The sequence below is a fragment of the Lysinibacillus sp. 54212 genome (genome assembly GCF_036662795.1).
Lineage (GTDB): Bacteria > Bacillota > Bacilli > Bacillales_A > Planococcaceae > Lysinibacillus_B.
Window position 1 is genome coordinate 83,098 of sequence record NZ_JBAFWZ010000012.1, and the last position, 26,706, is coordinate 109,803.

The 26,706-nt window shown below is 40.9% G+C and carries 40 protein-coding genes and 1 pseudogene; 38 read left to right on the top strand and 3 right to left on the bottom strand.

The window, feature by feature from the left end:
* The 32 genes and pseudogenes from rplB (at position 1) to rpsI (ending at position 17,265) form a co-directional block, all read left to right on the top strand.
* Positions 1-831: a 50S ribosomal protein L2 gene (gene rplB, locus V4T18_RS10490; protein WP_332649161.1), complete on the top strand. Its 831-nt coding sequence runs from the start codon at positions 1-3 to the stop codon at positions 829-831.
* Positions 832-891: 60 nt separating this feature from the next.
* Positions 892-1,170, top strand: coding sequence for a 30S ribosomal protein S19 (rpsS, locus tag V4T18_RS10495; protein ID WP_004233637.1), 279 nt, complete (start codon positions 892-894; stop codon positions 1,168-1,170).
* A gap of 22 nt (positions 1,171-1,192) precedes the next feature.
* Positions 1,193-1,537: a 50S ribosomal protein L22 gene (rplV, locus tag V4T18_RS10500; RefSeq protein WP_332649162.1), complete on the top strand. Its 345-nt coding sequence runs from the start codon at positions 1,193-1,195 to the stop codon at positions 1,535-1,537.
* A gap of 3 nt (positions 1,538-1,540) precedes the next feature.
* Positions 1,541-2,197, top strand: coding sequence for a 30S ribosomal protein S3 (gene rpsC / locus V4T18_RS10505; RefSeq protein WP_332649163.1), 657 nt, complete (start codon positions 1,541-1,543; stop codon positions 2,195-2,197).
* A 2-nt stretch (positions 2,198-2,199) separates the two neighbouring features.
* A complete protein-coding gene (gene rplP, locus V4T18_RS10510; protein WP_332649164.1) occupies positions 2,200-2,634 on the top strand; it encodes a 50S ribosomal protein L16 in 435 nt (144 codons plus the stop codon).
* On the top strand, positions 2,624-2,821 hold the full coding sequence (gene rpmC, locus V4T18_RS10515) for a 50S ribosomal protein L29 (RefSeq protein WP_042478642.1): 198 nt from the start codon (positions 2,624-2,626) through the stop codon (positions 2,819-2,821). Before rplP ends, rpmC begins: the two co-directional genes overlap by 11 nt.
* Before the next feature lie 24 nt (positions 2,822-2,845).
* Complete coding sequence (gene rpsQ, locus V4T18_RS10520; RefSeq protein WP_004233648.1) at positions 2,846-3,109, top strand: 30S ribosomal protein S17; 264 nt, start codon at positions 2,846-2,848, stop codon at positions 3,107-3,109.
* Positions 3,110-3,153: 44 nt separating this feature from the next.
* Positions 3,154-3,522 (top strand): 50S ribosomal protein L14, encoded by a 369-nt coding sequence (gene rplN, locus V4T18_RS10525; RefSeq protein ID WP_036151943.1) that lies wholly within the window; start codon positions 3,154-3,156, stop codon positions 3,520-3,522.
* Between the two features lie 37 nt (positions 3,523-3,559).
* Complete coding sequence (gene rplX, locus V4T18_RS10530; protein WP_332649165.1) at positions 3,560-3,868, top strand: 50S ribosomal protein L24; 309 nt, start codon at positions 3,560-3,562, stop codon at positions 3,866-3,868.
* A 28-nt stretch (positions 3,869-3,896) separates the two neighbouring features.
* Complete coding sequence (rplE, locus tag V4T18_RS10535) at positions 3,897-4,436, top strand: 50S ribosomal protein L5 (protein WP_332649166.1); 540 nt, start codon at positions 3,897-3,899, stop codon at positions 4,434-4,436.
* A 21-nt stretch (positions 4,437-4,457) separates the two neighbouring features.
* Positions 4,458-4,643 (top strand): type Z 30S ribosomal protein S14, encoded by a 186-nt coding sequence (locus V4T18_RS10540; RefSeq protein ID WP_004233656.1) that lies wholly within the window; start codon positions 4,458-4,460, stop codon positions 4,641-4,643.
* A 30-nt stretch (positions 4,644-4,673) separates the two neighbouring features.
* Positions 4,674-5,072, top strand: coding sequence for a 30S ribosomal protein S8 (gene rpsH / locus V4T18_RS10545; RefSeq protein WP_293924216.1), 399 nt, complete (start codon positions 4,674-4,676; stop codon positions 5,070-5,072).
* Between the two features lie 31 nt (positions 5,073-5,103).
* Complete coding sequence (gene rplF / locus V4T18_RS10550) at positions 5,104-5,643, top strand: 50S ribosomal protein L6 (protein WP_332649168.1); 540 nt, start codon at positions 5,104-5,106, stop codon at positions 5,641-5,643.
* 33 nt (positions 5,644-5,676) lie between these two features.
* On the top strand, positions 5,677-6,036 hold the full coding sequence (gene rplR, locus V4T18_RS10555; RefSeq protein WP_332649170.1) for a 50S ribosomal protein L18: 360 nt from the start codon (positions 5,677-5,679) through the stop codon (positions 6,034-6,036).
* Positions 6,037-6,057: 21 nt separating this feature from the next.
* Positions 6,058-6,558 (top strand): 30S ribosomal protein S5, encoded by a 501-nt coding sequence (gene rpsE, locus V4T18_RS10560; RefSeq protein WP_099425582.1) that lies wholly within the window; start codon positions 6,058-6,060, stop codon positions 6,556-6,558.
* Positions 6,559-6,569: 11 nt separating this feature from the next.
* Positions 6,570-6,752 carry a 50S ribosomal protein L30 gene (gene rpmD / locus V4T18_RS10565; RefSeq protein ID WP_332649215.1) on the top strand — a complete coding sequence of 61 codons (183 nt, stop codon included), beginning with the start codon at positions 6,570-6,572 and terminating at the stop codon, positions 6,750-6,752.
* Between the two features lie 33 nt (positions 6,753-6,785).
* Entirely contained in the window at positions 6,786-7,226 is a 441-nt protein-coding gene (rplO, locus tag V4T18_RS10570) for a 50S ribosomal protein L15 (protein ID WP_332649178.1), read from the top strand.
* Positions 7,226-8,521, top strand: coding sequence for a preprotein translocase subunit SecY (gene secY, locus V4T18_RS10575; protein ID WP_332649180.1), 1,296 nt, complete (start codon positions 7,226-7,228; stop codon positions 8,519-8,521). The genes rplO and secY overlap by 1 nt, the downstream gene beginning before the upstream one ends.
* Before the next feature lie 79 nt (positions 8,522-8,600).
* Entirely contained in the window at positions 8,601-9,254 is a 654-nt protein-coding gene (locus tag V4T18_RS10580; RefSeq protein ID WP_332649181.1) for an adenylate kinase, read from the top strand.
* A 272-nt stretch (positions 9,255-9,526) separates the two neighbouring features.
* A pseudogene (locus V4T18_RS10585) lies at positions 9,527-9,631 on the top strand (type I methionyl aminopeptidase); the annotation flags it as partial.
* A gap of 59 nt (positions 9,632-9,690) precedes the next feature.
* On the top strand, positions 9,691-9,909 hold the full coding sequence (gene infA, locus V4T18_RS10590) for a translation initiation factor IF-1 (protein ID WP_016429904.1): 219 nt from the start codon (positions 9,691-9,693) through the stop codon (positions 9,907-9,909).
* Between the two features lie 37 nt (positions 9,910-9,946).
* Complete coding sequence (rpmJ, locus tag V4T18_RS10595) at positions 9,947-10,060, top strand: 50S ribosomal protein L36 (protein WP_000868344.1); 114 nt, start codon at positions 9,947-9,949, stop codon at positions 10,058-10,060.
* A 24-nt stretch (positions 10,061-10,084) separates the two neighbouring features.
* On the top strand, positions 10,085-10,450 hold the full coding sequence (gene rpsM, locus V4T18_RS10600) for a 30S ribosomal protein S13 (RefSeq protein WP_332649183.1): 366 nt from the start codon (positions 10,085-10,087) through the stop codon (positions 10,448-10,450).
* Between the two features lie 26 nt (positions 10,451-10,476).
* A complete protein-coding gene (gene rpsK, locus V4T18_RS10605) occupies positions 10,477-10,866 on the top strand; it encodes a 30S ribosomal protein S11 (RefSeq protein ID WP_332649184.1) in 390 nt (129 codons plus the stop codon).
* A gap of 142 nt (positions 10,867-11,008) precedes the next feature.
* On the top strand, positions 11,009-11,953 hold the full coding sequence (locus V4T18_RS10610) for a DNA-directed RNA polymerase subunit alpha (protein WP_042478667.1): 945 nt from the start codon (positions 11,009-11,011) through the stop codon (positions 11,951-11,953).
* A gap of 53 nt (positions 11,954-12,006) precedes the next feature.
* Complete coding sequence (gene rplQ / locus V4T18_RS10615; RefSeq protein WP_332649187.1) at positions 12,007-12,387, top strand: 50S ribosomal protein L17; 381 nt, start codon at positions 12,007-12,009, stop codon at positions 12,385-12,387.
* Between the two features lie 563 nt (positions 12,388-12,950).
* On the top strand, positions 12,951-13,796 hold the full coding sequence (locus V4T18_RS10620) for an energy-coupling factor ABC transporter ATP-binding protein (RefSeq protein WP_332649189.1): 846 nt from the start codon (positions 12,951-12,953) through the stop codon (positions 13,794-13,796).
* Positions 13,772-14,641: an energy-coupling factor ABC transporter ATP-binding protein gene (locus tag V4T18_RS10625; RefSeq protein WP_332649190.1), complete on the top strand. Its 870-nt coding sequence runs from the start codon at positions 13,772-13,774 to the stop codon at positions 14,639-14,641. The genes V4T18_RS10620 and V4T18_RS10625 overlap by 25 nt, the downstream gene beginning before the upstream one ends.
* Complete coding sequence (locus V4T18_RS10630) at positions 14,638-15,435, top strand: energy-coupling factor transporter transmembrane component T family protein (protein ID WP_332649191.1); 798 nt, start codon at positions 14,638-14,640, stop codon at positions 15,433-15,435. Before V4T18_RS10625 ends, V4T18_RS10630 begins: the two co-directional genes overlap by 4 nt.
* Positions 15,436-15,444: 9 nt before the next feature.
* The gene (gene truA, locus V4T18_RS10635) at positions 15,445-16,185 is read left to right on the top strand and encodes a tRNA pseudouridine(38-40) synthase TruA (RefSeq protein WP_332649192.1); all 741 of its coding nucleotides are present in this window, start codon (positions 15,445-15,447) and stop codon (positions 16,183-16,185) included.
* Positions 16,186-16,409: 224 nt separating this feature from the next.
* Complete coding sequence (rplM, locus tag V4T18_RS10640) at positions 16,410-16,847, top strand: 50S ribosomal protein L13 (RefSeq protein WP_332649193.1); 438 nt, start codon at positions 16,410-16,412, stop codon at positions 16,845-16,847.
* A gap of 25 nt (positions 16,848-16,872) precedes the next feature.
* Positions 16,873-17,265 carry a 30S ribosomal protein S9 gene (gene rpsI, locus V4T18_RS10645; RefSeq protein WP_332649195.1) on the top strand — a complete coding sequence of 131 codons (393 nt, stop codon included), beginning with the start codon at positions 16,873-16,875 and terminating at the stop codon, positions 17,263-17,265.
* 209 nt (positions 17,266-17,474) lie between these two features.
* Here rpsI and V4T18_RS10650 read toward each other — a convergent pair whose 3' ends face one another.
* The gene (locus V4T18_RS10650) at positions 17,475-18,296 is read right to left on the bottom strand and encodes a methyl-accepting chemotaxis protein (protein ID WP_332649198.1); all 822 of its coding nucleotides are present in this window, start codon (positions 18,294-18,296) and stop codon (positions 17,475-17,477) included.
* Positions 18,297-18,489: 193 nt separating this feature from the next.
* Here V4T18_RS10650 and V4T18_RS10655 point away from each other — a divergent pair, with 193 nt between their 5' ends.
* From V4T18_RS10655 to V4T18_RS10675, 5 genes are all read left to right on the top strand, one after another.
* Positions 18,490-18,735, top strand: a complete 246-nt coding sequence (locus V4T18_RS10655; RefSeq protein ID WP_332649200.1) for a 2-keto-3-deoxygluconate kinase — start codon at positions 18,490-18,492, stop codon at positions 18,733-18,735.
* Positions 18,736-18,757: 22 nt separating this feature from the next.
* Positions 18,758-20,497: an ABC transporter ATP-binding protein gene (locus tag V4T18_RS10660; RefSeq protein ID WP_332649202.1), complete on the top strand. Its 1,740-nt coding sequence runs from the start codon at positions 18,758-18,760 to the stop codon at positions 20,495-20,497.
* A complete protein-coding gene (locus tag V4T18_RS10665; RefSeq protein ID WP_442916926.1) occupies positions 20,490-22,304 on the top strand; it encodes an ABC transporter ATP-binding protein in 1,815 nt (604 codons plus the stop codon). Before V4T18_RS10660 ends, V4T18_RS10665 begins: the two co-directional genes overlap by 8 nt.
* A gap of 60 nt (positions 22,305-22,364) precedes the next feature.
* On the top strand, positions 22,365-23,078 hold the full coding sequence (locus V4T18_RS10670; RefSeq protein ID WP_332649203.1) for an N-acetylmuramoyl-L-alanine amidase: 714 nt from the start codon (positions 22,365-22,367) through the stop codon (positions 23,076-23,078).
* Between the two features lie 74 nt (positions 23,079-23,152).
* On the top strand, positions 23,153-24,211 hold the full coding sequence (locus V4T18_RS10675; RefSeq protein WP_332649206.1) for a P-loop NTPase: 1,059 nt from the start codon (positions 23,153-23,155) through the stop codon (positions 24,209-24,211).
* Between the two features lie 70 nt (positions 24,212-24,281).
* Here V4T18_RS10675 and gerD read toward each other — a convergent pair whose 3' ends face one another.
* Positions 24,282-24,869: a spore germination lipoprotein GerD gene (gene gerD / locus V4T18_RS10680; RefSeq protein ID WP_332649208.1), complete on the bottom strand. Its 588-nt coding sequence runs from the start codon at positions 24,867-24,869 to the stop codon at positions 24,282-24,284.
* A gap of 149 nt (positions 24,870-25,018) precedes the next feature.
* Between gerD and V4T18_RS10685 the strand changes: the two genes are divergently transcribed.
* Positions 25,019-25,693: a KinB-signaling pathway activation protein gene (locus tag V4T18_RS10685; RefSeq protein WP_332649210.1), complete on the top strand. Its 675-nt coding sequence runs from the start codon at positions 25,019-25,021 to the stop codon at positions 25,691-25,693.
* A gap of 173 nt (positions 25,694-25,866) precedes the next feature.
* Here the strand turns inward: V4T18_RS10685 and V4T18_RS10690 are convergent, their stop codons facing one another.
* Positions 25,867-26,517 carry a hypothetical protein gene (locus tag V4T18_RS10690; RefSeq protein WP_332649212.1) on the bottom strand — a complete coding sequence of 217 codons (651 nt, stop codon included), beginning with the start codon at positions 26,515-26,517 and terminating at the stop codon, positions 25,867-25,869.
* Positions 26,518-26,706: the final 189 nt, after the last annotated feature.

Sequence of the window (26,706 nt, forward strand, 5' to 3'; positions counted from 1 at the left end):
ATGGCGATTAAAAAGTATAAACCAACCTCAAATGGTCGTCGTAACATGACGTCATCTGACTTTGCTGAAATCACAACTAATAAGCCTGAAAAGTCATTATTAGCGCCAATTAAACGCAAAGCTGGTCGTAACAACCAAGGTAAAATTACTGTTCGTCATCACGGTGGTGGTCATAAGAAGCAATACCGCGTAATCGACTTCAAACGTCTTAAAGACGGCATTCCAGGACGCGTTGCTACTATTGAATATGATCCAAACCGCTCTGCGAATATCGCATTAATTAACTACGCTGACGGTGAAAAGCGTTATATCCTAGCTCCGAAAGGTCTTGAAGTAGGTCAAACAATCGTTTCAGGTCCAGAGGCAGATATTAAAGTAGGTAACGCATTACCATTAGCAAACATTCCAATGGGTACTACAGTACACAACATCGAGTTAAAACCTGGTAAAGGTGGACAATTAGTACGTTCAGCTGGTACTTCTGCGCAAGTACTTGGTCGTGAAGGTAAGTATGTAATCGTTCGTCTTCAATCTGGTGAAGTTCGCTTAATTTTAGCTACTTGCCGTGCTACAATCGGTCAAGTTGGTAACGAGCAACACGAACTTATCAACATCGGTAAAGCAGGTCGTTCTCGTTGGTTAGGTAAACGCCCAACTGTTCGTGGTTCTGTAATGAACCCTAACGATCACCCACACGGTGGTGGTGAAGGACGTTCTCCAATCGGACGTAAATCTCCAATGACACCATGGGGCAAACCAGCTCTTGGTTACAAAACACGCAAAAAGAAAAATAAAACTTCTAAGTTTATTATTCGTGGACGTAAAAAATAAAGTGGTTAGACTACGGTTCGTATCGAGAGCCGTGGTGGAATCACGGAGGGAGGTTCCTAAATGGGTCGCAGCTTGAAAAAAGGACCTTTTGTTGATGATCACCTTATGAAAAAGGTGGAAGCACAAGAGGCTTCTGAGAAAAAACAAGTTATTAAAACTTGGTCTCGCCGTTCTACTATCTTCCCGAACTTCATCGGTTTAACAATCGCAGTATACGATGGACGTAAACACGTTCCTGTATACGTGACAGAAGATATGGTAGGTCACAAACTAGGTGAGTTCGCACCGACACGTACTTACAAAGGTCACGGTGCAGATGACAAGAAAACAAGACGCTAATTTTGAGAGGAGGTAAATCCTAATGACACAAGCTAAAGCTATCGCTCGTACAGTTCGTATCGCTCCTCGTAAAGTACGTCTAGTAGTAGACTTAATCCGAGGTAAGCAAATCGGTGAAGCAGTTGCAATTTTACGTCATACTCCAAAAGCGGCGTCTCCAGTCGTTGAGAAAGTATTAAAATCTGCAGTTGCAAACGCTGAGCACAACTATGAGTTAGATGTAAATAACTTAGTTGTATCTGAAGTTTTTGTTGACGAAGGTCCAACATTAAAACGTTTCCGTCCACGTGCACAAGGACGCGCAAGCGCAATTAACAAACGCACAAGCCACATCACTATCGTGGTATCTGAGAAGAAGGAGGGTTAATCCGTGGGTCAAAAAGTACATCCAATAGGACTACGTGTTGGTATTATTCGTGACTGGGAGTCAAAATGGTACGCTGAGAAAGACTACGCGACTTTACTACACGAAGACATCAAAGTTCGTAAATATATCGAAACTAAACTTAAAGATGCATCTGTATCTAAAGTAGAAATCGAGCGCGCTGCAAACCGCGTAAATATCACAATTCACACTGCGAAACCAGGTATGGTTATCGGTAAAGGCGGTACGGAAGTTGAAAACTTACGTAAGTACCTAAGCGAATTAACTGGTAAGCGTGTACACATCAACATCGTTGAAATCAAACGTGCTGATCTTGACGCTCGTTTAGTAGCTGAAAACATCGCTCGTCAACTTGAGAACCGCGTATCATTCCGCCGTGCTCAAAAACAAGCAATCCAACGCACAATTCGCGCTGGTGCAAAAGGTATTAAAACACAAGTATCTGGTCGTTTAGGTGGCGCTGATATCGCGCGTGCTGAACACTATAGCGAAGGAACTGTTCCACTTCATACTTTACGTGCTGACATTGATTATGCACACGCTGAAGCTGACACTACTTACGGTAAGTTAGGTGTTAAAGTATGGATCTACCGTGGTGAAGTCCTTCCAACTAAGAAGAACTCTGTGGAAGGAGGCAAATAATAATGTTATTACCTAAACGCGTAAAATATCGTCGTGAACACCGTGGTAACATGCGTGGCGAAGCGAAAGGCGGTAAAGAAGTAGTTTTCGGTGAGTGGGGCTTACAAGCTCAAACTGCATCATGGATTACGAACCGTCAAATCGAGTCTGCCCGTATCGCTATGACACGTTACATGAAACGTGGCGGTAAAGTTTGGATTAAAATCTTCCCGCACAAGCCTTACACGAAAAAGCCTCTAGAAGTCCGCATGGGTTCTGGTAAAGGTTCTCCAGAAGGCTGGGTAGCAGTAGTTAAACCAGGAAAAGTAATGTTCGAAATTGCTGGTGTATCTGAAGAGATCGCACGTGAAGCACTTCGTTTAGCATCACACAAACTTCCTGTTAAATGTAAGATCGTAAAACGTCAAGAAACTGGTGGTGAATCTAATGAAAGCTAATGAAATCCGTGACCTTGCCACTTCTGAAATTGAATTAAAAGTGAAATCACTGAAAGAAGAGCTTTTCAACCTTCGCTTCCAATTGGCGACTGGTCAATTAGAAAACACAGCTCGCATCCGCGAAGTTCGTAAAGCGATTGCGCGTATGAAAACTGTGATTCGTGAAAGAGAAATCAGTGCACAATAACTGATATAAAGGAGGTTTTCAGGCATGACTGAGCGTAACCAACGCAAAGTTTACACTGGCCGTGTTGTTTCTGACAAAATGGACAAAACTGTTACAGTTCTTGTTGAAACATATAAGAAACACAAATTATACGGTAAGCGTGTAAAGTACTCTAAAAAGTTCAAAGCTCATGATGAGTTAAACACAGCGAAAATCGGTGATATTGTACGTATCATGGAAACTCGCCCGCTATCAGCTACTAAACGTTTCCGCCTAGTGGAAGTTGTAGAAAAAGCGGTTATTATCTAATAACTATTTCGGAACATACCAATTTCCGAAGGGAGGTAACCTAAGTGATCCAACAAGAAAGTCGTATGAAAGTTGCTGACAACTCAGGTGCACGTGAAGTATTAACAATTAAAGTGCTTGGTGGTTCTGGACGTAAAACTGCTAACATCGGCGATATCGTCGTTTGTACAGTTAAGAAAGCAACACCAGGTGGCGTTGTCAAGAAAGGTGACGTTGTTAAGGCTGTTATCGTTCGCACAAAATCAGGTGTTCGTCGTAAAGACGGTACTTATATTAAATTTGACGAAAACGCATGCGTAATCATCAAAGACGATAAGTCACCACGCGGAACTCGTATTTTCGGACCTGTTGCACGTGAATTACGTGATAGTAGCTTCATGAAGATCGTTTCTCTAGCTCCAGAAGTTCTTTAATTTCATGACAGTACCAATCAAGGAGGTGCGACACACAATGCATGTTAAAAAGGGCGACAAGGTAAAAGTAATTACTGGTAAAGATAAAGGCAAAGAAGGCGTTATCTTAGCTGCTTTCCCAAAACAAGACCGCGTTCTTGTTGAAGGTGTAAACATCGTGAAGAAACACGTTAAGCCTAACCAGTTAAACCCACAAGGTGGGATTGTTAGCAAAGAAGCTGCAATCCACGTTTCGAACGTAATGCTAATCGATCCTAAATCTGGCGAGCCGACTCGTGTAGGTTACAAAATCGAAAACGGCAAAAAAGTTCGTGTTGCAAAAAAATCAGGTGTAGTAATCGACTAATAAGTAAAATTAGAAGGGAGGTACAAACATGAGCCGCCTAAAAGCAAAATATTTAAATGAAGTTTCACCTGCTCTTATGAGCAAGTTTGGATATAAATCAGTTATGCAATTGCCAAAAGTGGAGAAAATCGTAATCAACATGGGTGTTGGTGACGCTGTTCAAAACTCAAAAGCATTAGATGCTGCTGTAGAAGAATTAACAATTATCACTGGTCAAAAGCCAGTTGTAACTAAAGCTAAAAAATCGATCGCAGGTTTCCGTCTACGTGAAGGTATGCCTATCGGTGCTAAAGTTACATTACGCGGTGAGCGTATGTATGAATTCTTGGACAAATTAATCGCTATCGCACTTCCACGTGTACGTGACTTCCGTGGTGTTTCTAAAAAAGCATTCGATGGTCGCGGTAACTACACACTAGGTGTTAAAGAACAATTAATTTTCCCTGAAATCGATTACGATAAAGTTTCGAAAGTACGCGGTATGGACATCGTGATCGTAACGACTGCGAATTCTGATGAAGAAGCTCGCGAGTTATTGACACAATTCGGTATGCCGTTCCAAAAGTAATAAAACAAGGAGGGCGAAAACGTGGCTAAAAAATCAATGATCGTTAAACAACAACGTAAGCAAAAGTTTAAAGTGCAAGAATATACACGTTGTGAACGCTGTGGTCGTCCACATTCAGTATATCGCAAATTTAAACTTTGCCGTATTTGTTTCCGTGAACTTGCATATAAGGGACAAATTCCTGGCGTTAAAAAAGCCAGCTGGTAATCCCCTAATTTGGGAAGGAGGTAAATTTTCATGACAATGACTGATCCGATTGCAGATATGCTTACTCGCATCCGTAACGCGAACATGGTTCGTCACGAGAAGTTAGAGGTTCCAGCTTCTAACTTAAAGAAAGACATCGCTGAAATTTTAAAGCGTGAAGGTTTCGTTCGTGACGTAGAGTACGTAGAGGACAACAAGCAAGGTATCATCCGTATCTTCTTAAAATACGGTAAAGATAACGAGCGTGTTATCACTGGTTTAAAACGTATCTCTAAACCAGGTTTACGCGTATACGCTAAAACTAACGAAGTACCAAAAGTATTAAACGGTCTTGGTATCGCTTTAGTATCAACTTCACAAGGTTTATTAACTGACAAAGAAGCTCGCGCTAAACAAGTTGGCGGAGAAATCTTAGCATACGTTTGGTAATTAGCAATAGAAAGAATGGAGGTGCAACTAAATGTCTCGCGTAGGTAAAAAACTTATCGAGGTGCCTGCTAACGTAACTGTGGCTGTCGCTGAAGACAACACAGTAACTGTTAAAGGTCCTAAAGGCGAATTAACTCGTCAATTCCATAAAGATATGAAAATTGAGCAAGAAGGCAACATCGTTTCTGTTGTTCGTCCTTCTGATTCAAAAGAACACCGCACAAACCACGGTACAACTCGTGCGTTATTAGCTAACATGGTTACTGGTGTTTCTGAAGGTTTCTCTCGTGCTCTAGAACTTATCGGTGTAGGTTACCGTGCACAATTACAAGGTAAAAAGCTTGTACTGAACGTTGGTTACTCTCATCCAGTAGAGTTCACACCAGAAGAAGGTTTAGAGATCGAAGTTCCTTCGAACACTAAAATCATCATCAAAGGTATTTCTAAAGAACGCGTAGGTGCTTTAGCATCTAACATTCGTGACGTTCGTCCACCAGAGCCGTACAAAGGTAAAGGTATTCGTTATGAAGGCGAATTCGTACGTCGTAAAGAAGGTAAAACAGGTAAATAATGCTGCATAAAGCATTAGAAAGGAGTGACCTCTATGATTACGAAACAAGATAAAAATCAAGTTCGTAAGAAACGTCATGGGCGTGTTCGCGCTAAGATTTCTGGTACTGCATTACGTCCTCGTTTAAACGTATTCCGTTCAAACAAGAACATCTATGCTCAACTAATCGATGACGTAGCTGGCGTAACTTTAGTTTCAGCTAACACTCAAGAAAAAGAATTCGAGGGTGCTGGTTCAAACGTAGAAGCAGCTGCTAAAATCGGTGAAATCATCGCAAAACGCGCTGTTGAAAAAAATATTACTACTGTGGTATTTGACCGTGGTGGTTACTTATATCATGGACGTGTAAAAGCTTTAGCTGAAGCTGCACGTGAAAACGGCTTAGAATTTTAATAAGAAGGAGGGACATACTTCATGAGTCGCATTGACGCAAACAAACTAGAACTTGAAGAACGCGTAGTTACTATTAACCGTGTTGCTAAAGTTGTTAAAGGTGGTCGTCGCTTCCGCTTCACTGCATTAGTTGTAGTTGGAGATAAAAACGGTCATGTAGGTTTTGGTACTGGTAAAGCACAAGAGGTTCCAGATGCAATCCGCAAAGCTGTTGAAGACGCGAAGAAAAACTTAATCGAAGTACCACGCGTAGGTGGAACTACTCCACACTTAGTGCAAGGTCGCTTCGGTGCAGGTTCAATCTTAATTAAACCTGCTGCTCCTGGTACAGGAGTTATCGCTGGTGGTCCAGTACGTGCAGTACTAGAACTTGCTGGTATTACTGATATTCTTTCAAAATCTCTAGGTTCAAACACACCAATCAACATGGTGCGTGCAACTGTTGCAGGTTTAACTGAATTAAAACGCGCAGAGGACGTTGCAAAACTTCGCGGTAAATCAGTGGAAGAGTTATTAGGATAAGGGGGGGAATTATAATGGCTAAATTACAAATCACCCTTACTAAATCTGTGATCGGTTCTAAACCGGGACAACGTAAAACTGTTGAAGCACTTGGCTTACGTAAAACTAACCAAACTGTTGAACAAGCTGACAACGCAGCTATTCGCGGTATGTTAACAAAAGTAGCTCACTTAGTTACTGTAAAAGAAATCTAATTTCATATCATTGAACAAGGAGGTGCCACCCATATGAAACTTCATGAGTTAAAACCAGCAGAAGGATCTCGTAAACAACGTAACCGTGTTGGTCGTGGTATCGGTTCTGGTAACGGTAAAACTGCAGGTAAAGGTCATAAAGGTCAAAACGCTCGTTCTGGCGGCGGCGTTCGTCCAGGATTTGAAGGGGGTCAAAACCCACTTTTCCGTCGTTTACCTAAACGTGGCTTTACGAACATTAACCGTAAAGAATACGCTATCGTTAACCTTGACGCACTTAACCGTTTCGAAGATGGTGCAGAAGTAACACCTGCATTATTATTAGAAACTGGTGTTGTGAGCAACGAAAAAGCTGGAATCAAAGTTCTAGGTCATGGAACTGTAACGAAAAAGCTTACTGTTAAAGCTCATAAATTCTCTGCTTCAGCTAAAGAAGCAATTGAGAATGCTGGCGGAACAACTGAGGTGATTTAATGTTTCAGACGATCTCTAACTTTATGCGCGTTCGAGATATAAGAAATAAAATCATATTCACTCTTTTAATGTTAATCGTTTTTCGTATCGGGACATTCATCCCGGTACCAAACGTTGACGCAAATGTATTAAAGGCAGCTGATGAGTTTAACTTAATAGGTTTCCTTAATACGTTTGGCGGTGGTGCTCTTGCAAATTTCTCTATCTTTGCGATGGGAATTATGCCGTACATCACAGCCTCAATCATTGTTCAGTTACTGCAAATGGACGTTGTACCGAAATTTGCGGAGTGGGCAAAGCAAGGTGAAGTTGGTCGACGTAAGTTGGCTCAATTCACGCGTTATTTCACAATCATATTAGGCTTTATTCAATCTTTCGCAATGTCTTACGGGTTTAACCAGTTTTACGGCGGATCATTGATTACAGATACTAGTATTGCATCGTACTTAACGATTTCAGTCGTGCTTACGGCTGGTACTGCTTTCTTACTTTGGTTATCTGAGCAAATTACTGCACATGGCGTAGGTAATGGTATTTCTATTATTATCTTTGCTGGTATCGTCGCTGCGATTCCAAATGTAGTAAACCAAATCTTTGCACAAAAATTTGAAGGTGCTGGTGATCAGTTATTCATTAACATCGCCATTATGGCACTACTAGTTTTAGTGCTTCTAGCTGTTGTGGTTGGTGTTATATACGTGCAACAAGCACTTCGTAAAATTCCAATTCAATATGCTAAACGGGTTGCTGGTCGTGGTCAGGCTGTAGGTGGACAACAAACGCACTTACCGTTAAAAGTAAATGCTGCAGGGGTTATTCCGGTAATCTTCGCAGTAGCGTTTATCGTAACGCCACAAACACTGGCTACATTCTTTGGTCAAAATAGTGTAACGACTTGGATTACTAATAATCTGCAGCAAACGCAGCCTATTGGTATGACACTTTATGTTATTTTGATTATTGCATTCACATATTTCTATGCATTCATTCAAGTGAATCCGGAAAATGTGGCTGACAACTTGAAAAAACAAGGTGCATACATTCCAGGTATTCGTCCTGGTAATGATACGCAAACTTATTTAACAAAAGTTCTATACCGTTTAACTTTCGTAGGGGCAATCTTCCTTGTTGTTATTTCTGTAATGCCAATCCTATTCATTAAATTTATGAACCTACCAGCTTCGGCTCAAATTGGGGGAACAAGTTTAATTATCGTAGTAGGTGTTGCGTTAGAGACAATGAAACAATTAGAATCGCAACTTGTCAAACGTCACTATAAGGGCTTTATGAAATAATGTTGGTTTTGAGGAAACGGTTTGTTTCCTTGAGCCAGCTCTATAAATAGATAAGTTTTGTCAGGGGGAGAAATTACGTATGAATATCGTTTTAATGGGTTTACCTGGTGCTGGTAAAGGTACACAGGCAGACAAAATTGTTGAGAAGTACGATATCCCTCATATTTCTACAGGCGATATGTTCCGTGCTGCGATTAAAGATGGCACAGAATTAGGTTTACAGGCGAAATCGTTCATGGATCAAGGGGCATTAGTTCCGGATGAAGTGACGATTGGTATCGTTGGTGAACGACTTAGCCAAAAAGACTGCGAAAAAGGATTCTTACTAGATGGATTCCCGCGTACAGTTCCTCAAGCTGAAGCTTTAGATGGCATCCTTGAAGAGTTAGGCCGTGCGATTGAGCATACAATCAATATCCAAGTAGAAAAAGATGAATTAGTAGCACGTTTAAGTGGCCGTCGTATTTGTAAAACTTGTGGCGCTTCTTACCACTTAATTTTCAATCCTCCTGCTGAGGAAGGAAAATGTGATAAAGATGGCGGAGAGCTTTACACACGTGAGGACGACAATCCTGAAACTGTAACGAACCGTCTGGAAGTAAATATGAATCAAGCACAGCCTTTACTTGATTTTTATGAAGCAAAAGGTGTATTAACAAATATTGATGGACAGCAAGATATTAATAAAGTATTTGCTGATCTTGACGCTCTTTTACAGGGCATCCGCAGCTGATACCCGACCCGGGCGCTAGTATAATGCTTCCGCGGGAGGTCGTGCGGAGGCAACAACGAAACATAATTTTTTTTGAGAGTTGCAAAAGCATATTGTGCCCGGTATATACTATTCGTACGAAATTGAGCACTATTTGTGTGATGACACTTCGGAAAAAAGGTATAATGGGTTTCGTGGAAGCATCTGTGTAAACGGGTGGGTATGAATCTCTCACTAAGACATTCCGGCTATCGTGTTAACATAAGGAATATGACTATCTAAATGGGATTGGCTTATTCCGTGGATTGTGTGAAGCGAAACCAGACGAGCGTCTTTCTAACATCTCTCATACAATCCAAACATATGTTGAAACGAGTTGCTTCTATCTATTGGAAGAAAACAGTTGCTTTGATTCACTATGAATCAGAAATTGCATATAGAAGGGAGAGAATGGCTGATGGCGAAAGACGATGTAATTGAAGTCGAAGGAACAGTTGTTGAGACTTTGCCAAACGCGATGTTTAAGGTAGAATTAGAAAATGGGCATACTATACTCGCACACGTTTCTGGAAAGATTCGTATGCACTTTATCCGTATCCTACCTGGAGATAAGGTTACTATCGAGTTATCTCCTTATGATTTAACTCGCGGTCGCATCACATACCGTTTTAAATAATCTTTTGCACTCCGGACTATTAAGGAGGTTAGGTTAGATGAAAGTGAGACCATCTGTGAAACCGATCTGCGAAAAATGTAAAGTAATTCGCCGACGCGGTAAAGTAATGGTAATCTGTGAAAATCCTAAACACAAACAAAAACAAGGTTAATAAACAAGGAGGTGCACAACGTACATGGCACGTATTGCTGGTGTTGACATTCCTCGCGACAAACGCGTGGTAATTTCATTAACTTACATCTACGGTATTGGTAAAACTACTTCTCAAAAAGTATTAGCTGCTGCAGGCATTGACGAAAATGTCCGCGTACGCGACTTATCAGAAGATCAATTAAACCAAATCCGTGAACAATTAGATTCATACAAAACTGAAGGTGATTTACGCCGTGAGATTTCTTTAAACATCAAACGTTTAATGGAAATCGCTTCATTCCGTGGTATCCGTCACCGTCGTGGTTTACCAGTTCGTGGACAAAATACGAAGAACAACGCTCGTACGCGTAAAGGTCCTCGTAAAACTGTAGCGAACAAGAAAAAATAATTAAGTAAAGGAGGTTCCTTCTTAACATGGCTCGTAAACAACAAACTCGTAAACGTCGTGTGAAAAAGAATATCGAAGCTGGTATTGCACACATCCGTTCTACATTTAACAATACAATCGTAACGATCACAGATATGCAAGGTAACGCAGTATCATGGTCAAGCGCAGGTGCTCTTGGTTTCCGTGGTTCACGTAAATCGACTCCATTTGCTGCTCAAATGGCTGCTGAAACTGCTGCAAAAACATCCCTTGAACATGGTCTGAAAACGTTGGAAGTAACTGTTAAAGGTCCTGGTGCTGGTCGTGAAGCTGCAATTCGTGCACTTCAAGCTGCTGGTTTAGAAGTAACTGCTATTAAAGACGTTACTCCAGTTCCACATAACGGTTGCCGTCCACCAAAACGTCGTCGCGTGTAGTGGGTGCAACTCGGTAGTTTACTTCCGAGTACATCATTTCTTTTGTGCAAAAGTCTTGTGCAATTTTTAACGGTCAATCTAAGATCGACAACTATGATGGTATGAACCTATACATTCGATGTTTTGAAGGAGGGTAAATTGAATGATCGAAATTGAAAAACCAAAGATTGAAACAGTGGAGATCAGCGAAGATGCCAAGTATGGCAAGTTTGTTGTAGAACCGCTTGAACGCGGATATGGAAACACTTTGGGTAATTCTTTACGTCGTATCCTTCTGTCTTCATTACCAGGAGCTGCTGTAACATCAATTCAAATTGATGGCGTATTACACGAATTCTCTACTGTAGAAGGCGTTGTAGAAGATGTTGCTTCAATCATCTTAAACGTGAAAAAGTTAGCTTTAAAAATCTACTCTGACGAAGAAAAGGTCATTGAGATTGATGTTAAGGGAGATGGAACAGTTACAGCTGCTGACATTACACATGACAGCGACGTTGAAATTTTAAATCCAGATCTATATATTGCAACAATCGCTAAAAACGGTCATTTACGTATGCGTATGTACGCACAGCGAGGCCGTGGTTACACTCCTGCTGATCAAAACAAACGTGAGGATCTTCCTATCGGCGTGATCCCGATCGACTCTATTTACACTCCAGTTTCACGCGTCAATTTCCAAGTGGAGAACACTCGCGTTGGACAAAATTCTGACTACGATAAGTTATCACTTGATGTGTGGACAGATGGCAGCATCGGTCCAAAAGAGGCGATTTCGCTTGGAGCGAAAATTTTAACCGAGCACTTAAACATCTTCGTAGGCATGACGAACGAAGCGCAAACTGCTGAAATCATGGTAGAAAAAGAAGAAGATCAAAAGGAAAAAGTTTTAGAGATGACTATCGAAGAACTAGACCTTTCTGTTCGTTCTTACAACTGCTTAAAGCGTGCAGGTATCAATACGGTACTTGAGCTAGCTAACAAGTCAGAAGATGACATGATGAAAGTACGTAACCTTGGTCGTAAGTCTCTAGAAGAGGTAAAAGCGAAGTTAGAAGAGCTTGGTTTAGGATTACGAAAAGAAGACTAAGCGAATATTATATTAAAGCTAGATCAGATATTTTTTAAAGGAGGGAAACATCCATGGGTTACAGAAAACTTGGTCGTACAAGTTCTCAACGTAAAGCGATGTTACGTGACTTAGCTACTGACTTAATCATCAACGAGCGCATCGAAACTACTGAAGCTCGCGCGAAGGAAGTTCGTAAAGCTGTTGAAAAAATGATTACTTTAGGTAAACGCGGAGATTTACATGCTCGTCGTCAAGCGGCTGCATTCATCCGTCGTGAGTTAGTTACTACTACTGACGAAGAAGGTAACGAAACAACGTCATTTGCACTTCAAAAGCTATTTGATGATGTTGCACCACGTTATACAGAACGTCAAGGTGGTTACACTCGTATCCTTAAAGTAGGTCCTCGTCGTGGAGACGGCGCACCTGTAGTTGTGATTGAATTAGTTTAATCCTAACTTAGCGTGTTTGAGGGGTGCCTTGTTCACCTGTTGAGCGGCATCCCTCTTTTTCATAAAATTTTAACGATTTATATCTAGGCTCAAACGCTGCACGCTCGAGGTCGCTTCAACTCCCTCCTACGCATGCATGCATGCTTGTAAGGAGTTTCCAGCGCTTGTCGCGTGCGAACGAGCGTTTTAGCACTTTAACGATTTATACGACAATAATTAAGCTGAGCGTTATGATGAGCGAGTGCAATCTGTACGGCGTCTCGTCTAGCTCTCGCACCTCATTCATATTCGAGTGAACGGAAATGAGCAGCCGTTACACTCACCTAATGTAGTGATAAGCGCATTTCTCTGAATGAGGTGCGCGCTTTTTTATTCTATTAAATTTGGAATAGATAGCCAGATTGCCTATACATATACAAACATAAAGTACGTTTCTAGCGTAAGGCTATTGCAACGTGCTTTATTTTTATATATGTGAATGTCATTTTAACCTGAAAAGGTAGCGTTCATTTAGAAAACAGTGTAGTTTTATTAGTAGAGCAGAGAGTGAGGAGCGGAGTAACATGACAGAGATATTATCTTTTAACAATGTAACATTTTCGTATACACCAGACGTTCCGAGTGCACGAAATGCAGTTGAAGATGTCACATTCGCTGTTAATGAAGGTGAATGGATAGCCATCGTTGGCCATAATGGATCAGGTAAATCGACACTTGCCAAGCTAATGAGTGGGTTATTATTTCCGCATGGAGGAGAGGTCCGTATTATGCGGGAAGTATTAACAGATCAAAATTTATGGGACATTCGTTCGAATATTGGAATGGTCTTTCAAAATCCAGATAATCAATTTGTTGGGGCAACGGTGCAGGACGATGTAGCGTTTTCCCTTGAAAATAATGGCGTACCTCATGAAGAAATGGTCGCGCGTGTGCATGATTCACTAGCGAAAGTTAAGATGGAGAGCTTTTTAAATCATGAGCCCCACCATTTATCTGGTGGTCAAAAGCAGCGTGTAGCCATTGCTGGGGCATTAGCTATGCATCCGAAGATTTTAATATTAGATGAAGCAACATCGATGCTTGATCCGCAGGGACGAGAGGAAGTTCTACAAACGGTTCAAGCATTGCGTGAGAAAATAGGTTTAACGGTACTATCGATTACGCATGATTTAGAAGAGGCAATTTTAGCGGATCGAATTCTATTTATGAACGACGGAAAAAAGTTCGCTCAAGGTACGCCGACTGAAATTTTCGCGCTAGGCGACAAATTAGCTGACCTTGGGCTTGATTTACCGTTTGCGATGAAAATGACGAAGCTCTTACAGGGACAGGGTGTACAACTAGTAGGGCAACATATGACAGAAGAAGAGCTGGTGAATGACTTATGGACATCAAACTTCAACAAGTAGGCTATGCGTATTCAAAAGGAACGCCGTTTGAAAAACACGCTTTATTTGACGTGAATTTAGCAATTTCACAAGGGTCCTACCAAGCGATAATTGGTCATACAGGATCGGGCAAATCAACAATCCTACAGCACTTTAATGGACTGTTAAAACCTTCTAGTGGTACTGTCCAAATTGGGGAGCGTATTATTGAGGCGGGCAAGAAGGCGAAGGAACTAAAGCCGATTCGTCAAAAGGTCGGTATCGTATTCCAATTCCCTGAGCATCAGTTATTTGAAGAGACTGTGTTAAAGGATATTATGTTTGGTCCGATGAACTTCGGTGTCACTGAAGCAGAGGCAGAAGTACGAGCACGACAATTAATCCAGCTTGTTGGGTTACCTGAGAACGTGCTTGAAAAATCACCGTTCGATTTATCAGGAGGGCAGATGCGCCGTGTTGCAATTGCGGGAGTATTGGCGATGCAGCCTGAAGTGATTGTATTAGACGAGCCAACTGCAGGGCTAGATCCTAGAGGACAGCAGGAAATTATGGATATGTTTTATAAATTGCATAAGGAGCGTGGGCTGACGACTATTCTTGTAACGCATAGTATGGAGGATGCCGCACGTTATGCAGATCACGTGGCAATTATGCACGAGGGCAAATGTGTGTTAACCGGTGCACCACGAGAGCTATTTGCAGATGCGGAAACTCTACAGCAATATCGTTTAGAGCTACCGCGGGTTGTACGATTCCAACGTAAAATCGAGAGAGTGATGGATGTCAGACTAGCAAAGGTTTGCCTCACTGAGGAAGAACTAGCAGCAGAAATCGCACGCGTCGTAAAGGAGCGTGCTGACCAATGATGGAGAAAATGATTTTTGGCCGCTATATTCCAGGGGACTCATTTGTGCATATGCTAGATCCCCGTTCAAAACTTATTTTTGTATTTGCGTTTATAATTGTAGTCTTTTTAGCGAATAATGCCGCTACGTATGCTCTACTTTTAGCGTTTACGCTATTTGTGGTTTTTATATCGCGTATTCGTCTATACTTCTTAATTAACGGGCTAAAGCCGGTCATTATACTAATGATTTTTACATTCCTGCTTCATATTATCTTTACACGTGAAGGGGATATAATACTTGATCTTGGATTTTTAAAGATTTATGAGGAAGGCTTAAAGCAGGGTATCTTTATATCGGTACGTTTCCTTGTGCTTGTCTTTATGACGTCTGTTCTAACATTAACTACGTCACCTATTTCGATTACGGATGGGATTGAAGTATTATTAAACCCATTAAAGAAATTAAAGCTACCGGTCCATGAATTGGCGCTGATGATGTCTATTTCACTTCGCTTTATTCCAACCCTAATGGACGAGACGGATAAGATCATGAAGGCGCAAATGGCTCGAGGCTCTGATTTAAGTGCTGGACCGCTAAAAGATCGATTAAAGGCAGTTGTCCCTCTACTTGTTCCGTTATTTGTAAGTGCATTTAAACGTGCAGAGGATTTAGCGACAGCCATGGAGGTTCGTGGCTATCGTGGTGGAGAAGGACGCACGCGCTATCGTAAGCTAAAATGGGATATGCAGGATACGCTCAGCTTAGTTATACTAGCAGGGGTAACAGCATTATTATTTTATTTCCGCAAGTAGGAGAGAACTATGAAACGTTTAAAGGCGACAATTAGCTATGACGGGACACTATTTTCTGGCTATCAGGTACAGCCTGGTGAGCGAACTGTGCAGCTTGAGCTAGAGAAAGTGCTGTCGGTGATGCATAAGGGCGAAAAGGTAAGTGTAACAGCAAGTGGACGAACAGATGCAAAGGTTCATGCAACAGGACAAGTGATTCATTTTGATACACCGCTCTCGGTTCCGCCTGATAAATATATGAAAGCTTTAAATGTACAATTGCCACGTGATATTCGCGTGCTTACGGTTGAAGAAGTATCGACTGATTTTCATGCACGCTATAGCGTCAGTGGAAAACGATATCGTTATATTTGGAGCTGCGAAACCATCCAAAGTCCATTTCGCCGCTTTTATTCCGTAGAAACGAATGGTATAAAGCCAGATGTTGAAGCAATGCGTGAGGCAGCGGAGTTGATTATTGGTACACATGATTTTTCTTGTTTTTGCGCGGCTAACACGAGTGTGGTTGATAAGGTCCGCACCGTGCATTCCTTAGCGCTTGAATGGCGTGGCGAGGAGCTCCATATGATAATTGAGGGCAACGGTTTTTTGTATAATATGGTTCGTATTATTGCCGGTACACTTTGGGAGGTCGGCATTGGTAAACGACAAGCAACAGCGCTAGCCGGTACTATTGCTAGACAGGATCGTGCCAATGCTGGTAAAACAGCACCACCACATGGCTTATATTTAGAAAAAGTTTTTTATTAAATAATCGGGCGTTTCGATAGATTTTTAGTCTGAATAATAGGGAACGTCCAATGCTACAAGGGTTAACAACATCTCCAGGTGTTCAATTAAATCTCTTGACTTTAAATAGGATACGTTATATGATGATGTATGGTATTTTCATTACCACCACAAATAAGCCCCGAAACTTATAGTGTAGACTAATGAAAAATAACGGTAATCGAATCGATTAGGAGGACATATACATGCGTACAACATTCATGGCTAAAGGCCACGAAGTAGAGCGTAAATGGTTAGTAGTTGACGCAGAAGGCCAAACTCTTGGACGTTTAGCTTCTGAAGTAGCTGCAATTTTACGCGGTAAACATAAACCAACTTTCACACCAAACGTTGACACTGGTGATCACGTAATCATCATCAATGCTGACAAAATCGAGTTAACAGGTAATAAATTAGAAGGTAAAATTTACTACCGTCACACTCAATTCTCTGGCGGTTTAAAACAACGTACAGCTGGCGAAATGAAAGAGAAATACCCAACTCAAATGATCGAGTTAGCAGTAAAAGGGATGCTTCCTAAAAACTCTTTAGGTCGCAAAATGTTCGGTAAACTTAATGTTTACGCTGGAGCAGAGCACCCACACGCAGCACAAAAACCAGAAGCATACGAGCTTCGTGGATAATTTAAATTAATAGGAGGATATTACCTTGGCACAAGTTCAATATATCGGCACAGGTCGCCGTAAAAGCTCAGTAGCTCGCGTACGTTTAGTACCAGGCGAAGGCAAAATTGTTATCAACAAACGCGATGTTGAAGATTATGTACCATTCGCAACATTACGTGAAGTAATTAAACAACCATTAGTAGCAACTGAAACTCTAGGTAGCTACGATATCCACGTTAACGTTAACGGTGGTGGTTTCACTGGTCAAGCTGGTGCAATCCGTCACGGTATCGCACGTGCATTATTACAAGTTGACCCAGATTTCCGTCCAGCTCTTAAAGCGGCGGGTCTATTAACTCGTGACGCTCGTATGAAAGAGCGTAAAAAACCAGGTCTACGCGGCGCTCGTCGTGCACCTCAGTTCTCAAAACGTTAATCTACGGATTACACAATCATTTCGAGACAACAGCTCTCTCTCACTTTTGTGGGAGAGAGTTTTTTATTTTTAAAAAGAGAAAAAGAAGACAAGATAGGCCTGTCTTCTTTTGATAATTTATTTTTGGGCGAGGAGGATGTATTATTTCGTCAAATAAAGCAATCCACAGGGGTTAGCCCCCTCCATTATGAAGAGGTTCTCCCAAGCCATTAGTCAATCTCGCTTAGCTCTAGTAATTGATTCCCAATACGGTTCATATTCGTGTAGGAGCTATTCATAGCGTGCATACTTGCTGTATATTGCTGTGTAAATGCGGAGATTTGTGTTGTCGATTCATTGACATACCCGATGGATTTTTTTATGTTATCCAGTTCCTTTGCAATGCTATCAGCGCTTGCAGTACTGTCCCCCGCCATTTTTTGAATTTCATTTGCTACGACTGCAAAGCCTTTTCCATGAACACCTGAACGAGCTGCCTCGATGGATGCATTTAAGCCTAAAATTTTCGACTTCGTGGCAATATCCTTTACTGCGTTGACAATCGAATTAATTTGTCCAATATCATTATCTAATGTTTCGGTTAATTTTGATAAATCCTCTATACTTTTTGACACATCAGTACTTGCATGTGCCAACTCGTCCGTAGTAGCAGACATTTCTTGAACGGCGCTAGAAAGCTCCGTCGCCACACTACGCATATTATGTAAGCGATCATTAGAGATTACACCGGTTACTACTCCAACAATCTTCCCCTCATCAAAAATAGGGCATGCAGAGGCAACGTAAGAAAAGCCGAACAATTCAGGGCCTCGTTCCTCTCTTAGGGATTTTCCGCCTCTCATGGCGCGTACGCTTGTTGTATTTTTATGTGCTTCAATGGTTTCCCCGACCTTAATTTTTAAATCAACCATTTTTCCAGGCTTGTACGCAGCTACTTTCTCTGTATCGAAAATTAGCACACAAGCATCCTCGGGATAAGTAGCTTGATAAAAATCAATAGCTTCAATAACTGATTTTAGTTTATTATTCATCGTGCTCCCCCATTTCTAGATTTATCCTCTCAAAAATAAAGAATAGACTCTTAATTCTAATATATACCAAATAATTCTCGAAAAACATAAAAAGTAGTTTTAAATATTCAATAATATTTCGAAAGGTCTAATGAGCAGCAGGATTGTACAATAGTATGCCTTTGTATACAATTGTATTCAAAGAGGTGAGAGTATGCGCAAAGAAAAATGTGAAAGAGGGCGCGGAGGTGCACAGACGTTTAGGCGTGGAAGAGCACTTATGTTTTATCAGCAGCTTGTAACAAAACGTGATACTTTAAAGAAACAGCTTGAAGCTCCAGAGTTACAGTCGATTCAACCTGTTATTGCAGGTGAGCTAAAGGCAACGGAAGCAATCATGAATGACTTCAAAGTTGTATTTGGCTTAGATGAATTAACTGAAAGGCAGGAGCAAGAATAGAGAAAGAGAGGCTCGTATACCTATGCAGGCTGTACTAAAATTAACAAAGTATTTAAAGCCGTACATGGCATTCGCTATCCTTGCACCACTCATGATGCTAGTAGAGGTGGGCATGGACTTAATTCAACCAACGATCCTGCAGCATATTATTGATGAAGGGATTGCAAAAGATAATACACCTTATATATTGAAAATGTTCGCGCTTATGATTGGTGCCGCCATACTAGGACTGATCGGTGGCGTCGGCTGTTCTATTTATGCATCACGTGCGGCAGTTAACTTTGCAACAGATATTCGCCATGATTTATATGAAACGATTACATATTTTTCGAATAGCAGTAAGGATAAATTTACGCTGGGCAAGCTGATCACAAATTTAACGAGCGATGTAGAAATGCTACAACGGGCATTAACGATGCTGTTGAAAATATTTGTACGAGGACCGATGCTATTTATCGGCGCAGTTATCTTCGTATTTATTACAGCTCGCGAGCTATTTTCGATCTTACTTTTTGTTGTGCCGATTTTAGCAGTTAGTGTGTACTTCTTTACGATGATTTCAGGGAAGCTATTTCACAAAGTGCAAAAGGTTGTAGACATAGTAAATACAAAGGTGCAAGAGAACTTGGCTGGAATCCGTGTCATTAAGGCGTATAACCGAAAAAAACACCAAATTGAAGGATTCGCCGATGCCAATACACAGCTGATGAAGCGAAATATTACCGCTGATCAAATTATCGGTATACTCATGCCTCTAACGATGTTTGTCGTAAATATGGGGATCATTGCAGCGCTTTGGCTCGGGGCAATAAAGGTCGATAACGGTTCTATTCAGGTTGGTGTTATTTTAGCATTTATTAATTACTTAATGATGGTGATGAACGGTTTAATGAGCTCGTCTATGGTACTTGTGCAGCTCGCTCGTGCAATGCCGAGTGCTGAGCGTATCGTTCATGTACTGGAAGCAACGACTGAAGTAAAAAATCCAGTGCAGCCAGTTCAACAAGAAATAGAAGGTGACGTGTCCTTTGACAATGTTACGTTTTCCTATAATAAGGACACAGAACCTGTACTGAAAAACATTTCCTTTACAGCCCGTGCAGGACAAACGGTGGGAATTATCGGAATGACCGGTAGTGGAAAATCTACACTTGTGAAAATGATTCCGAGATTATTTGATGCAGACGAGGGGAGCGTTACAATTGATGGTATTCCATTGCAGCAGTACGATATTCAGCTCTTACGAGAATCAATCGGATTCTCTCCTCAAAAAGCAACGTTATTTTCAAAAACAATTGCTGAAAATATACGCTACGGAGACCAACAGGCAACGGACATCCAAGTTGAGGAAAGCTTACGGGCTGCCTGTGCATCTGAATTTGTAGACAAGCTCCCAGCAGGTACAGCCCATCGATTAACACAGGGGGCAACGAATTTATCTGGCGGACAAAAGCAACGACTTGCAATGGCTCGTGCATTTATTCGAAAGCCGGCCATTCTAATATTAGATGATGTCACAAGTGCTGTAGATAGCATTTCGGAAAAGAATATTCAACGGGCGATTCAAACTCAATTTACCGAGTCCACGAAAATCATCGTAGCCTCTAAAATCTCTTCCATTCGTCACGCGGATCAAATTCTTGTATTGGATGACGGAATGATTGTGGCTGCAGGTACACATGAAGAATTACTAAAAACGAGTGAGCTATATCAGCAAATTGTACAAACACAGGCTGAAAAAGGAGGGACGTTAAATGAATAAACCACCAGGAGGGGGACCGCCACTACCGATGAGACATCCCGGCGGACACTTTAACGGACCCGCTGTAAAACCGAAAAACCAAAAAGAAACGCTCCTCCGAATTTGGGGCTACTTACGTCAGCAAAAGTTAGGGATGGTTAGTGCCGTTATTTTTGTAGTAGCTGGTTCGCTACTAAGTTTACTAGGGCCATTGCTCATCGGAATCATTATTGATGATTATATTATTCAGCGAGATCTCGATGGTGCAGTTCGGATGTCGCTCCTACTAGCGGTAATCTTTATAGTATCAGCCATCCTCACTTGGCTTCAAACCTTTGTAATGATTCGTGTATCTCAAAAGACGATTCAGACCCTACGGCAAGAGCTATTCGAAAAGCTTCAGTCTTTACCGCTATCATTTTTTGATAAGCGTCAGCAGGGCGATTTAATGAGTCGTATGACAAACGATATCGATAATCTAAACGCCGCTTTATCTCAAAGTGTCATTCAAATTGTGTCGTCCTTATTAACGATAATTGGTACAGCAATTGCCTTGTTCTATTTAAATTGGACGCTCGCTTTTGTTACATTAACGATTATTCCGTTAATCGTCTGGACGACAAAGCAAATTATTAAACGAAGCAGTGTTAATTTTGTAGCAAGGCAGCGAGATTTAGGGCAGCTAAACGGTTATATTGAAGAAACGATTTCCAATTCAGATGTGACAACGCTATTTGGCAAGGAAAAGCAGACGTTAGCCCAGTTTACAGAAGCGAATGAAAGACTACGTACATCTGCTATGCGCGCGGATATCATTTCCGGCTTTATGGGCCCAATAAATAACTTTATGAATAACTTAGGGCTGGGCCTTGTTATTGGTGCAGGTGCGCTCATGGCAGTTGGAGGTTATGTGACAATTGGAATTATCGCAGCTTTTGTTACGTACACTCGCCAATTTTTCCGTCCAATTAACCAACTTTCAAACCTACTCAATACATTTCAATCAGCAATTGCTGGCTCAGAGCGGGTGTTTGAAATTTTGGACGAACGAGAGGAAATTCTAGATAAGCAAGAGGCGGCAGTAAAATCACGTTTTAATGGGGATGTCGTCTTTGAACGGGTTCAGTTTGCCTATGAGGAAGGGAAGCCTGTTCTACGTGGTATTGATTTTAAAGCACAGGCCGGGGAAACCGTTGCCATTGTCGGTCCAACAGGCTCAGGCAAAACGACAATTATTGGGCTACTAACACGCTTTTACGACGCAACGAGTGGTGCGATTTTTCTCGACGGCAGGAATATTACAGATTATAAAATGGAAAATGTGCGCGATCATGTAGGTGTTGTACTGCAGGATACGTATTTATTTTCGGGTACTGTCCGTGAAAATATTCGTTTTGGAAAGCTAGATGCTACGGATGCAGAAGTAGAAGAGGCAGCTAAAATTGCTTATGCCCATAATTTTATAAAATATTTACCACAGCAATATGAAACACTGCTGACATCTGGTGGCATGAATTTAAGTCAGGGGCAGCGTCAATTAATTGCAATTGCACGTGCAATTTTAGAAAATCCAGATATATTAATCTTAGATGAAGCGACTTCAAGTGTTGATACGATGACAGAGGTGCATATTCAAAAAGGCTTGAATAACTTAATGAAGGGACGTACTAGCTTTGTTATTGCACATCGTCTAAAAACAATTGAAAATGCAGATAAGATTATTGTTGTTAAGGACGGCCTTATTTTAGAGCAGGGCAATCATGAGCAATTATTAGCAAAGAACGGTTTTTACTCTACTCTGCAAAATAATTTAGAGGCTGAAGCATAAACGTGTACATGCATACTCCCACCATTTCAAGCGTATAGTAAGCCAAAGGTGGTGGGACATGTGAGACGCTGGCTAGCACTAATTGTCATTTTATTTGCCTGCATGATCATCGTTGTTTATGAAACGAGTGCATCGGATCGTCGTTTTTTCTTGCCAGAGCCTTTAGGTGGCGTGAAGATTGTACTGGATGCAGGACATGGCGGTATAGATGGTGGCGCTTCAAAAGGAGAGGTAATAGAAAAAGATATTACACTCGAAATAACGAAAAAGCTTGCGCGACAACTCAAACGACTTGGTGCGGAAGTTACTTTGACGCGTTCAACGGAAGGGGATGTCATTAGCGAGCATGCACCGAGCGAGGAATTTGCATCATTACGAGAGCGAAAAAAGCAGGATATATTTTTACGCCAATCGATTTTAAAGGATGCAAAGCCAGACTTATTTATTACCGTTCATGCGAATGCAATTCCTAACAGTAAGTGGCGCGGTGCCCAAGTGTTTTATCATAAACAGGGAGATCCGCAAAGCGAGCTATTAGCAAAATCCGTTCAACAAGCTATTAGGGATGATCTTGAAAATACCGATAGAGAAGCTTTAGCGATTGAACGTATTTATTTGCTAAAAAAGGCAGAGGTGCCGGCTGTATTAGTTGAGACAGGCTTTTTAAGCAATGATGAAGAGCGCGAGTTATTAATGGATAGTACGTATCAAGAAAAGATGGCGAATGCAATAGCACGAGGTGTGGAAGACTATTTTGACCAACAATTTGAATAAAGCAAAGGGAACGACTAGGAACTACAGTGTGTGATATACTAAAAGTAGAAATAGAAATTGGGGGAGTGTTTGATTTGATGAATGAACAACAGGTCCGTGAACTGTTAGGGCAATTACAGGATCCATTTTTACATAAAACACTAGAACAAACGAACGGAATCGTAGATATTTCGATAAAAGAAGAAAAGCAACATGTCAGTGTAAAAGTGGCAATTGCAAAAACGAATACACCTGAGCAAATGACCTTACAAATGAAAATCGTCGAGCTTTTAAAAGAAAACGGAGCAGCTTCAGTAGGAATTCGCTTTGAAGAGCTTTCACAAGAAGTGCTGGATTCATTCCGTGGGCAAGCTACAGAATCAGAAGCGCAAGATATTTTATCACCCCTATCAAGCGTGCAATTTATTTCAATCGCCTCTGGTAAGGGTGGTGTAGGGAAATCAACTGTATCAGTAAATATGGCCGTAGCGTTATCGCGCCTTGGAAAAAAGGTAGGTTTAATTGATGCAGATATTTACGGATTTAGTGTGCCGGATATGATGGGTATTCAGGAAATGCCTGTAGTGAAGGAAGATCGAATTTACCCTGTAGAGCGTATGGGTGTAAAAGTGATTTCAATGGGCTTCTTTGTTGAAAATAATGCACCGATTGTATGGCGTGGACCAATGCTTGGTAAAGTTCTTGATCAATTCTTCCGCGATGTCGACTGGGGCGAGCTGGATTATTTATTATTAGACTTACCACCAGGCACAGGGGACGTAGCGTTAGATATTCACCAAATGCTTCCGTCATCAAAAGAAGTGGTCGTTACAACCCCACATCCAACGGCGGCATTTGTTGCAGCGCGCGCGGGAGCAATGGCACTTCAAACGAATCACGATATTTTAGGTGTTGTGGAGAACATGGCTTGGTTCGAATCAAAAACAACAGGCGAACGAGAGTATGTGTTTGGCCAAGGCGGCGGTCCGAAGCTAGCTGAGGAATTACGTACAGAATTATTAGGACAAATTCCATTAGGACAACCTGATTGGACAGAAGAGGATTTTGCTCCGTCGATTTATGGGGAGGATCATCCAACGGGACAACTATATTTAGATATGGCAAGCAAAATTATCGAGAAATTAACAAAATAAAATGTAAGGAGCTATCTCAGTTTTTGAATGAGGTAGCTCCCTTTTTGATTAAGGGAGGGCTAGTAATCCTTTATTGTGAACTACCTTTATCCTCACCTGAATCTTTTGATTTTTCGTCTTCGCTTTTAGTAGAAGCCTCTCCACTCTTTTTAATCAGCTCCTGCCACTTTGTTTGCAACAGTGGATTTTCGATTGTCTCCATCACGACCTCTTCCATCTGTTTACGTAGCTCCTTGCCTTTTAATAGCGATTCTATTTGCTTTTGCATTTCAGGTTGATCAAAAAACTTAATTAAATCTTCCTGATAACCCGCATCCTTTAGCAATTTTTTCATAATATCCTCTTGCTGTTTTTGCATACTTTTAGCAAGAGTTTCTTTAAATTTAGGGTCCTCAAACGTCTTTTTCCAAAAATCCTCTGCCTCTTTTGATAGCAATGTGTCTTTCATTGCCGTTTGTACTTCATCATGCTCAAGTACCAATAGCTCACGGAATGAGGGGTCTTCAAGAAGCTGCCGAATTGCTTTTTTTCCTTCCTCCGTTTGAATGGAATCGACCATAATTTTTTTAACCTCTTCATATGAAAGTGTTGCGGATTTATCCTCAGTACAGCCAACCATAAATACCGTGAAACAAATACAGAGTAAAAGCCGATACATGTTTCCTCCATCCTTTCGCTAACATGTTCTTTCAATTATTGTTCACAATTATGCGCATAATATGTATACGACTACATCTGTATTAGCTTTTTTATCTAACGATTGCTAAAATGAGTAAAGGATATTGAAAATACGGAGGACATTTTGTTGTGACAATACGGAATTGGTTTAAATTTTTTATAATGTCAATGTTAGTAGGTGGCGGTGTCACAGCAGTGGCTAGCCTATTTATTCGTTGGGATTTCTTCCAACCATATTTATCTGCGGGCGAATTTGGCGAATTTATTGCAGCATTCGCTTGGATGATTTTATTAGGTTTTACGATGAGTGTTATTGCGCAGGCAGGGTTCTTTGCGTATTTAACGCTTCATCAAATTGGCGTGGGTGTTTTTAAATCCCTCACACTGTGGAACTGGGTACAAATGCTACTGATTGTCATTGTTCTTGTTGATTTGATTATTTTCCGATTTGCACCAGATGCTAAATCTACTGGCGATTGGCTATTTTATATCGGGTTAATGTTGTTTTTAATCGGCGCGGCCATCGCAACAGCTGTTCAAAAAGTTAAAATGACTGGGAAAAAGCATGTATTCATTCCTGCTGTTTTCTTTATGATTTTTGTTACATCTTTAGAGTGGATTATCGCACTTATGGGCCGAGATGAAAATATCAACACATATGTTGCACTACTATTATTCCCACTTGTTTCGGTTAATGCATATCAATTATTAATCTTGCCAAAGTATAATGCAAAATCAGAAGTAGACCGTCAAAAACTAGAAGAGCGTCGCAAAGCACGAAAGCAAGCTGCGCAACAAACATAAATGTAACCGCCCTGCTCAACATTTCAGGGCGGTTTTTATTTTACAGTATAAGAAAGAGAAAATTTTTTGGAGTTTGAGCAGTGTCTAGCTCCAGCGTCCAGCCCCTCGGTCGAAAGAGGAAAGGATGCTTACGATTTGGGTCTGCAAGCAGCTGTCGAGGCTAAACATGTGCTTTATGGAAACCGTTTTGATTTAAGAGAGTAACCAAAGAGACTTTCTTCTATAGAAATAAATTGATGTTGCGTAAGGAAAGTAGTAATGCTCTCAAAATTTACTGCAGACTGTTTATGAAGTGGTAATGAGACGATTGAACCCTCAGGCAAAGAAGCCGGAAGTTCATTTACATTTAGTTGTGTAGAAGGAGAGAGCATGTTAATTTGCTGAGAAAAAAGGTATTGTTTAATCTCCTCATTATACATATAATCCCTTGTCATAAACCAAAGGGGCTTCGAACCAAAATGCTGCTCATAAATTTTAATATCTTTTTTTAATATATCAATATTTTCATATTCTTCGAGGGACCGTCCTAATAAACTAGTAACTCGTCCATTTTTCTTTAACGAAGCAATTACCTTTTCAGAGCGTTCAATATAATCTGGATGTAGTAAAAACAAAGTAGAACTACTAGAACTTGAAGGGATCCATTCTTCAAAGCCATCATGTGTAAAACTAACCTCTGCTACAAAAACTAATCCATAATTCCCTTTAGACACGACATTAGGTTCGTCCGTCATTAAAAAAACCGGCAATGTATCGCTTTTCATTGAAAAATAAAAGCTAATGCAAAGTAAAAAGAAACCTAGTAATATCAACACTTTTCGCATAATTAACATACTCCTTTTTTGATAGAATGCATGAAAAAAATATACTTTCTCAAAAAAAACTTATGAAATAGTGTTGACTTCTATGATTAGACGATGTTATTATAAGTGAGTCGCCAAGAGATGACGCGACAACGAAACAAAATGAACCTTGAAAACTGAACAAGCAAAACGTTAACAATAAAGTTTCAT